Below are 8,236 nucleotides of genomic sequence, written 5' to 3' on the forward strand. Positions count from 1 at the left end.
CGACGACTGCGAGCAGCCGCCTAGATCCATAGACCTGCAAAGTTGACCCTCGGTCTCGAAAACCTCCACCCCCGCTGGCGAGCAGGAAGTGGAGGAACAACACCAAAGGAATCCCCGACCACCACCCAAGTGAGTGGCGGCCATCCGGGGTTGATTGATTTGGCATCAACACTTGGCACACTGTTGAGTTCTCAAGAACCGGACGCCCACCCAGCCGACCCCACCAGGGCCGAACCGAAGAGAGACAACTTCCCCACCTTAACCCGAGACCAGGCCGACAAGCAACCCAGCCCCGCTCAAGGCTTCCGGTGCCACCGCTCCGAGCCAGCCCCGCGAGCCTGTCGGCCCGCCGCGCTGCCCCGTCCCGGCGACATGAAGAACAGTAGACGGCGCCCGGTCCAGGAGGCAAATCGCCGGCGGCTTCCCGGCTGGAAGCGTTGCACCGCAGCACATCCGGCTCGCCGACCCGCTCGGGCTCGCCGTGCGGTGATCTCTTGGGAGACTGAGGAGGTGACCGAGTCCACCGAGCTCCCGGAGCAGCCTCCGCGGCACCGCAGCGCCGAGCACGCCCGCATGGCCGAGTCACCCGGTCCGGACGGTCCCTGGCGGCTGTGGGGACCCTACGTCGCCGGCCGGCAGTGGGGCACCGTCCGCGAGGACTACTCCGGCGACGGGGACGCCTGGTCGGCCTTCCCCTTCGACCAGGCGCGCTCGCGCGCCTACCGGTGGGGCGAGGACGGCCTCGGCGCGGTCTGCGACCGGTTCGGCTTCCTCAACCTCGGGGTGGCGCTGTGGAACCGCAGGGACCCCTTCCTCAAGGAGCGCCTCTTCGGGCTCACCAACGGGGAGGGCAACCACGGGGAGGACGCCAAGGAGTACTGGTGGGCCCTCGACGGCACCCCCTCGCACAGCTGGATGCGCTGGCTCTACCGGTACCCGCAGGCCGAGTTCCCCTACGCCCGGCTGCGCGAGGAGAGCGCGCGCCGCGGGCGCGAGGACCGCGAGTACGAGCTCGGCGACACCGGCGTCCTCGACGGCAACCGCTTCTTCGACGTCACGGTCACCTACGCCAAGGCGTCCCCGGACGACCTGTGCATGGTGGTCTCCGCCACCAACCACGGCCCCGACCCGGCACCGCTGGACCTCGTGCCGCAGGTCTGGTTCCGCAACACCTGGGCCTGGGGCTGGGACCGCCGTCGCGGCAGCATGACGCAGGTCCTGCCGCCCACCCTGGCCGTCGGCGGCCTCGAGGACGTCGAGTGCGAGCACGGCCACCTCGGCCGCTACCACCTGGCCGCCGAGGGCAGCCCCGAGGTGCTCTTCTGCGACAACGAGAGCAACCTCGTCGAGCTCTTCGGCGCCGAGCACAACCCGACGCCCTACACCAAGGACGGCATCGACCGGCGGATCGTGCGCGGGGAGACCTCGGCGGTCAACCCGCGGCGCGAGGGGACCAAGGCGGCGTTCTGGTACAGCTTCGACGCCGTCCAGCCCGGCCAGACCGTCGAGGTGCGGCTGCGGCTGTCGCGGCAGGCGCCCGGCCTGCACACCTTCGGCCGCGGCTTCGACGCCGTGCTGCGCGACCGCGAGGCCGAGGCCGACGAGTTCTACGCCGCCGTCATCCACCCGGGCCTGGGCGAGTCCGACCGCCACATCGCCCGGCGCGCGTACGCCGGGCTGCTGTGGACCAAGCAGCTGTACCGCTACGACGTGCGCCAGTGGCTCAGCGGCGACCCCGACACCGACCCCGCACCGGAGTCGCGCCAGCGGCGGGGCGCCCGCAACACCAGCTGGACGCACCTGGCCCTCGCGGACGTCATCTCCATGCCCGACGAGTGGGAGTACCCCTGGTTCGCGGCGTGGGACCTGGCCTTCCACGCCATCCCGCTCGCGCACGTCGACCCCGAGTTCGCCAAGGAGCAGCTCGTGCTCATGTGCCGCGAGTGGTCGATGCACCCCAACGGGCAGCTGCCGGCGTACGAGTGGGCCTTCGGCGACGTCAACCCGCCCGTGCACGCGTGGGCGGCCTGGCACGTCTACCGCCTCGACGGCTACCGCGACCAGAGCTTCCTCGTGCGCGTCTTCACCAAGCTGCTGCTCAACTTCTCCTGGTGGGTCAACCGCAAGGACTCCAGCGGGTCGAACCTCTTCGAGGGCGGCTTCCTGGGCATGGACAACATCGGCCTCTTCGACCGCTCGGCCGAGCTGCCCCCCGGGTACCGGCTGGAGCAGTCCGACGCCACGAGCTGGATGGCCTTCTACTGCCAGCAGATGTTCAAGATCGCGCTGGAGCTGTCGCGGCACGACCCCGCCTGGGAGGACGCGGCCACCAAGTTCCTCGAGCACTTCCTGTCCATCGCGCAGGCCATGACGTCCTTCGGCACCCAGGACGTGTCGCTGTGGGACGAGGAGGACGGCTTCTTCTACGACGTGCTGCTGCACCCCGACGGCACCGCGGAGCCGATGCGCGTGCCCTCGATGGTCGGGCTGCTGCCGATCCTCGGGGCGACCGACGTCCCCGGCTGGATCGCCGACGAGTGCCCCGACCTGACCACCCGGCTGCGGTGGCTGCAGAAGCGCCGTCCCGACCTGACGCTGCCGCTGCTGACCCGCTCCACGCCCGAGGGGCGGCTGATGCTGCTCTCCCTCGTCGACAAGCCGCGGCTGGTGAAGCTGCTGGACCGGATGTTCGACTCCGAGCAGTTCCTGTCCGACTACGGCATCCGCTCGCTGTCGGCGGCCGTGAAGCAGGAGATCACCACGTCCGTGGAGGGGCAGGCCTCCTCGATCGTCTACGAGCCCGGGGAGTCGCGCACCGGGCTGTTCGGCGGCAACTCCAACTGGCGCGGGCCGGTGTGGTTCCCCGTCAACGTGCTGCTGGCCGACAAGCTGCGCACGCTGGGACGCTTCTTCGGCGACGACCTGACCGTCGAGGTGCCCAAGGGCTCGGGCAGGCGCATCACGCTCGTCCAGGCGGCCGACCTCATCGACGACAGCCTCGTCTCGCTGTTCCGGCCCGTGGAGGGCCGCCGGCCGGCCGACGGCGAGCGCATCGAGGCCACTCCCGACCCGCTGTGGCAGGAGCACCCGACCTTCAACGAGTACTTCGACGGGGACACCGGCGAGGGCCTGGGCGCCACCCACCAGACCGGGTGGACCGCGCTGGTGGCCCACCTGCTCAACCCGCGGCTGCCGCCGAACCCGCCCGGTCGCTGACGGCGGGCCGCCGACCACCCGGTCGGCGGCTCGTGCGCCGCCGCCGGCTGTCCGACTCCTCTGGCAGGCTCGAACCACCACGGGTCGGGGCGAGGGAGGTGCGGCGGGCGTGTCGGGGCTGGCGGTGGTCGCGGCGGTCTCCGCGCTGCTCGCCGTCGCGGTCGCCGTGCTCGCCTGGCGCTCGCGCGCGCAGACGCCGGCCGCGGTGCCGCTGGCGTGCGGGCTGCTGGGCTCCGGGACGTGGGCCGCGGCCGTGGCCGCCATGGGGCTGGGCCCGCCGCCGGCCGTGCAGGACGCCCTCGTGCTGGTGGAGTTCGCCGGCGTCGGCGTGACGGTGGCCTGCCTGCGGGTCTTCCTGGACGCCGCGACGGGCCGGCCGGTGCGCCGCGGCCGCCTGCTGCTGCTGCTCGTGGAGCCGGTGCTGCTGCTCGCCGTCATCGCGCTCGACCCCCGGCTGCACTGGTTCCACGAGACCGTCCGCTACGTCGGCGACCCCCTCGTGCGGGAGACCACGCACGGGCCCGCCTTCTGGCTGCACGCGCTCTACAGCTACGCGGTGATCGCCAGCGGCGTCCGCGACCTGCTGCGCTCGCGCTCGACCTCCAGCGGCCTGGTGCGCCGGCAGGCCACCACGATGCTCGTCGGGCTGGGCGTGCCGGTGCTCGCCAACGCCGTGAGCATCACCTCGCCCGCCTCGGTGCTGCCGGTGGACATCACCCCGCCCGCCTTCGTCGCCAGCGGGATCGTCTTCGCGTACGCGGTCATCGCCCAGGACCTGCTGAGGATGGTGCCGGTCGCCCGCGGCCTCGTCGTCGACACCATGAGCGACGGCGTCCTCGTGGTCGACCAGAGCGGGCGCGTGGTCGACCTCAACGCCGCCGGGCGCGAGCTGCTGCGCGGGCCGTGCGGTGCGCGGGGGGAGGCCGTGGGGTCCGCGCTGGCGCAGCTGCTGCCGGACCTGGCGGCCGCGGTCGGCGCCGGGGAGGTCGTCACCGTGCTGCGCACGGGCGACGGGCGCAGCCTCGACGTGCGCGCCCGCTGGATCCGCGACCACCGCGGGGACGTGCTCGGCCGCGTCCTCGTCGTCCGCGACGTCACGGCGGTCCTGGCGCAGCAGCGCGCGCTGGAGGAGGCCAACGGGCAGCTGCTGGAGCACGTGCGGACCATCGAGCGGCTGCGGGCCGACCTCGCCGAGGAGGCCTCCCGCGACCCCCTCACCGGGCTGCGCAACCGGCGCCGCTTCGTCGACGACCTGCAGGCGCGCCTGGTCGCCTCGGCCGCGTCCGGGGACCCGCTCTCGCTCGTGCTGCTCGACGTCGACCACTTCAAGGCGGTCAACGACGTGCACGGCCACGCCGTCGGCGACGACGTCCTCGTGGCCGTCGCGCAGGCGCTGCGCACGCACGCGCGCCCCGAGGACGTCGTGCGCTACGGCGGCGAGGAGTTCGTGGTCCTGCTGCCGCACCTCGACGCGAGCGCCGCCACCGAGCGCGCCGAGGAGCTGCGCCGCGCCTGCGCGCAGCTGCGGCTGGAGGTGGAGGACCTGCGGCTGACGGTCAGCGCGGGCGTGGCGACCAGCCCCGCCCACGGCACGACGCCGGACGAGCTGCTGCTGGCCGCCGACCGTGCCCTCTACGCCGCGAAGTCCGCCGGCCGCGACCGGGTCACCCTCGCCGACTGACCCGCCGGCGAGGGCGCCCCGGCCGGGCGGCTCACCAGATGCGCACGCGCTCGGCCGGCTCCAGCCACAGCCCGTCGCCCGGCTGCGTGCCGAAGGCGTCGTGGAACTCCACGAGGTTGCGCACCACCGCGTTGCAGCGGAACTCCGGCGGGGAGTGCGGGTCGACGGCCAGCCGGCGCTCCACCTCGGCCGGGCGCACCTTGCCGCACCAGACCTTCGCCCAGCCGAAGAACAGCCGCTGGCTGCCGGTGAGGCCGTCGACGACGGGCGCCTCGCGGCCGCCGAGGGCGATCTCGTACGCCTTGTGCGCGATCGTCAGCCCGCCGAGGTCGCCGATGTTCTCGCCGACGGTGAGCGCGCCGTTGACGTGCTTGCCGGGGGCCTCGGGGGGCTCCAGGGCGTCGTACTGGGCGATGAGCGCCTCGGTGCGCTGGCCGAACTCCTCGCGGTCGGCGTCGGTCCACCAGTCGCGCAGGTTGCCCTCGCCGTCGTACTTGGAGCCCTGGTCGTCGAAGCCGTGACCGATCTCGTGGCCGATGACGGCGCCGATGCCGCCGTAGTTCTCAGCGTCGTCGGCGTCCAGGGAGAAGAACGGCGGGCGCAGGATCGCCGCGGGGAAGACGATCTCGTTCATCCCCGGGTTGTAGTAGGCGTTGACCGTCTGCGGCGTCATGAACCACTCCGAGCGGTCCACCGGGCCGCCGAGCTTGGCCAGCTCGCGGTCCACCTCGAAGGAGAACGCCCGGCGCACGTTGCCCAGCAGGTCGTCGCGCTCGATCGTCAGCGCCGAGTAGTCGCGCCAGGTGTCGGGGTGGCCGATCTTCGGGGTGAACCTGGCCAGCTTGTCCAGCGCGCGGTCCTTGGTCTCGCGCGTCATCCAGTCCAGCGCCTCGATGTCCTGGCGGTAGGCCTCCACGAGGTTGGCGACGAGCTCCTGCATGCGGGCCTTGGCCGCCGGCGGGAAGTGCTCGGCGACGAACAGCTCGCCCAGCGCCTCGCCGAGGGCGCCCTCGACCAGGCCCACGCCGCGCTTCCAGCGCTCGCGCAGCTGCGGGGCGCCGGTCAGGGTCGTGCCGTAGAAGGCGAAGTTCTCGCGGACGAAGGCGTCCGGCAGGTACGGCGCCGCCTGGTGCAGCACCCGCCAGCCCAGCCAGTCGCGCCAGGTGCCCACCGGGGTCGCGGCCAGCACCCGCGCCGCGCCCTCCAGGTAGCTGGGCTGGCGCACCACGACCTCGGCGAAGGCCGACTCCGGAAGCTGCGCGGCGGCCGTCCACGCCGCCAGGTCCACGCCCGGCAGCAGCGCCTCCAGGCCGGCCCGGTCGAGCTTGTTGTACGTCGCGTTGGCGTCGCGGTTGCGCACCCGGTCCCAGTGGTGGGAGGCGAGCTCCGTCTCCAGCGCCAGGACGCGCCCGGCGGCGCCGGCCGGATCGGGGCGCCCGCCGAGGGCGAGCACGCGCTCCACGTGCGCGCGGTAGGCCTCGCGGACCTCGGCGTACTGCTCCTCGCGGTAGTACGACTCGTCGGGCAGGCCGAGGCCGGACTGGGTGAGGTAGACGACGTAGCGGTCGGACTGCGCGTTGTCGGTGTCCACCCAGTAGGCGAAGGGGCCGCCGACGCCGGAGCGCTCGAAGGTGCCCAGCACGCGCACGAGGCCGTCGAGGTCCTGCACGGCGTCGACGGCGGCCAGCTCGCCGGCCAGCGGCTCCAGCCCCAGCGCCTCGATGCGCTCGGTGTCCGTGAAGCTCGCGTAGAGGGCGCCGATCTTCTGCTGCACGCTGCCCGGCGCGGCCGAGCCGTCGGCGACCGCCGCGGCGGCCGTCTCCACCAGGACGCGGCACTCGGCCTCGGACTGGTCGCGCAGGCGGACGAAGGCGCCGTCCACGGCGCGGTCGTCGGGGATCTCCGTCGTGGCCAGCCACCGGCCGTTGACGTGGCGGAAGAGGTCGTCCTGGGGGCGCACCGACTCGTCGACGTCGCTGCCCGCGGGCTGGGCGTCCGTGATCGAACTCATGCCGTCACCTTAGGCCGGATGCCCGGCCACACGGCGGCCAGCAGGGCGACCTGGAGGACGACGGCCCCGGTGACGACCACGCCCATGGCCTGCTCGTCGCCGCCGAGCAGGCCGACGAGGACGCCGACGAGACCGCCGACGCCGGACTGCAGGGCGGTGACGAGCGCGGCCGCCGCGCCCGCGCTGTCGCCGTACGGCTCCAGGGCCAGGGTGACGGCGTTGGGCATGACGAAGCCGACGCTGAAGAGCAGCAGGTACAGCGGGACGGCGAAGAGCACGAGCCGGTGGGTGCCGGTGATCAGCGGCACCGTCAGCAGCAGGCCGAGGACGAGGGAGGCCGAGACGCCCAGGCGCAGCAGCCGGGGGGAGCCGAAGCGCTCCACCACCGCGGCGTTGAGCTGGCTGCCGCCGACGAGCGCGGTGCCGTTGAGGGCGAAGTAGACGGCGAACGCCGTGCCCTCGAGGCCGAAGCCCTCCTGCAGGATGAACGGCGAGGTCGCGACGTAGCTCATGATCGTGGCCATCGCCAGGCCCGGCAGGACGGCGAGCGCCAGGAAGCGGCGGTCGCGCAGCAGGGCGCCGTAGCCGACGTAGGTGCGCAGCAGCCGGCCCGGGCGCGGCGGGACGACGGGGGCGGCCACCGGCTCGGCGAGCGCCTGCGCGGGGGTGTCGCGCAGCTCCGGGCGGGTCTCCGGCAGGTGGCGCCAGACGGCCAGCAGCACGCCGGCGCCGGCGACGGCCAGCAGCGCCAGGACGGGCCGCCAGCCCGTCCAGCCGGCGATGGCGCCGCCGACGGTGGGGGCGAACAGCGGCGCGACGCCGATGACGAGCACGAGGCGCGACATGAGCCGGGCGGCCGCGGGACCGGTGAACAGGTCGCGGATGACGGCCATGCCGATGACGGCGCCGGCGGCCGCGCCGGCCCCGGCGAGGACGCGGAAGGCGACCAGCGCCGGCAGGTTCGGCGCGATCGAGCACAGCAGGCAGGCGAGCACGTAGACGGCGAACCCGACGAGCGCGGGGCGGCGGCGGCCGAAGGTGTCCGACAGCGGGCCCACGAGCAGCTGGCCGACGGCCGAGCCGACCAGGACGCCGGTGATGGTCATCTGCGTGCGGGCGCCGGTCGTGGACAGGTCCTCGGCGACCTCGGGCAGCGAGGGCAGGTAGAGGTCGATCGTGACGGCGCCCAGCGCGGCCATCGTCCCCAGCAGGACGACGAGACCGGCGGTGGAGCGCGTGCGGGAGTCGGGCGCGGTGCGGAGCGCGGACATGCAGCAGTTCCTCGGGGGGTGCCTCGTGGCGGTGCTCCGCACAGCGCCGGGCGGGGC

At 73.6% G+C, this 8,236-nt stretch carries 4 protein-coding genes; 2 read left to right on the plus strand and 2 right to left on the minus strand.

The features are described from left to right. Positions 1 to 573: 573 nt before the first annotated feature. Both GTQ99_RS16075 and GTQ99_RS16080 read left to right on the plus strand, forming a co-directional pair. On the plus strand, positions 574 to 3,216 hold the full coding sequence (locus GTQ99_RS16075) for an MGH1-like glycoside hydrolase domain-containing protein (RefSeq protein ID WP_166616748.1): 2,643 nt from the start codon (positions 574 to 576) through the stop codon (positions 3,214 to 3,216). Positions 3,217 to 3,325: 109 nt separating this feature from the next. Next, positions 3,326 to 4,897 carry a diguanylate cyclase gene (locus GTQ99_RS16080; RefSeq protein ID WP_166616745.1) on the plus strand — a complete coding sequence of 524 codons (1,572 nt, stop codon included), beginning with the start codon at positions 3,326 to 3,328 and terminating at the stop codon, positions 4,895 to 4,897. Positions 4,898 to 4,928: 31 nt separating this feature from the next. On the opposite strand, the gene GTQ99_RS16085 is transcribed toward GTQ99_RS16080, so the two are convergent. Beyond that, on the minus strand, positions 4,929 to 6,908 hold the full coding sequence (locus GTQ99_RS16085; RefSeq protein ID WP_166616746.1) for a M13 family metallopeptidase: 1,980 nt from the start codon (positions 6,906 to 6,908) through the stop codon (positions 4,929 to 4,931). Beyond that, the gene (locus tag GTQ99_RS16090; RefSeq protein WP_166616747.1) at positions 6,905 to 8,179 is read right to left on the minus strand and encodes a multidrug effflux MFS transporter; all 1,275 of its coding nucleotides are present in this window, start codon (positions 8,177 to 8,179) and stop codon (positions 6,905 to 6,907) included. Before GTQ99_RS16090 ends, GTQ99_RS16085 begins: the two co-directional genes overlap by 4 nt. Positions 8,180 to 8,236 lie beyond the last annotated feature (57 nt).

Origin of the sequence: Kineococcus vitellinus (genome assembly GCF_009906315.1) — a bacterium.
GTDB classification, from domain to species: domain Bacteria; phylum Actinomycetota; class Actinomycetes; order Actinomycetales; family Kineococcaceae; genus Kineococcus; species Kineococcus vitellinus.

Excerpts from the sequence above, each read along its gene's own strand:
- GTQ99_RS16075 (WP_166616748.1), top strand. The coding sequence starts at position 574 with ATGGCCGAGTCACCCGGTCCGGACGGTCCCTGGCGGCTGTGGGGACCC.
- GTQ99_RS16085 (WP_166616746.1), bottom strand. The coding sequence starts at position 6,908 with ATGAGTTCGATCACGGACGCCCAGCCCGCGGGCAGCGACGTCGACGAG.
- GTQ99_RS16090 (WP_166616747.1), bottom strand. The coding sequence starts at position 8,179 with ATGTCCGCGCTCCGCACCGCGCCCGACTCCCGCACGCGCTCCACCGCC.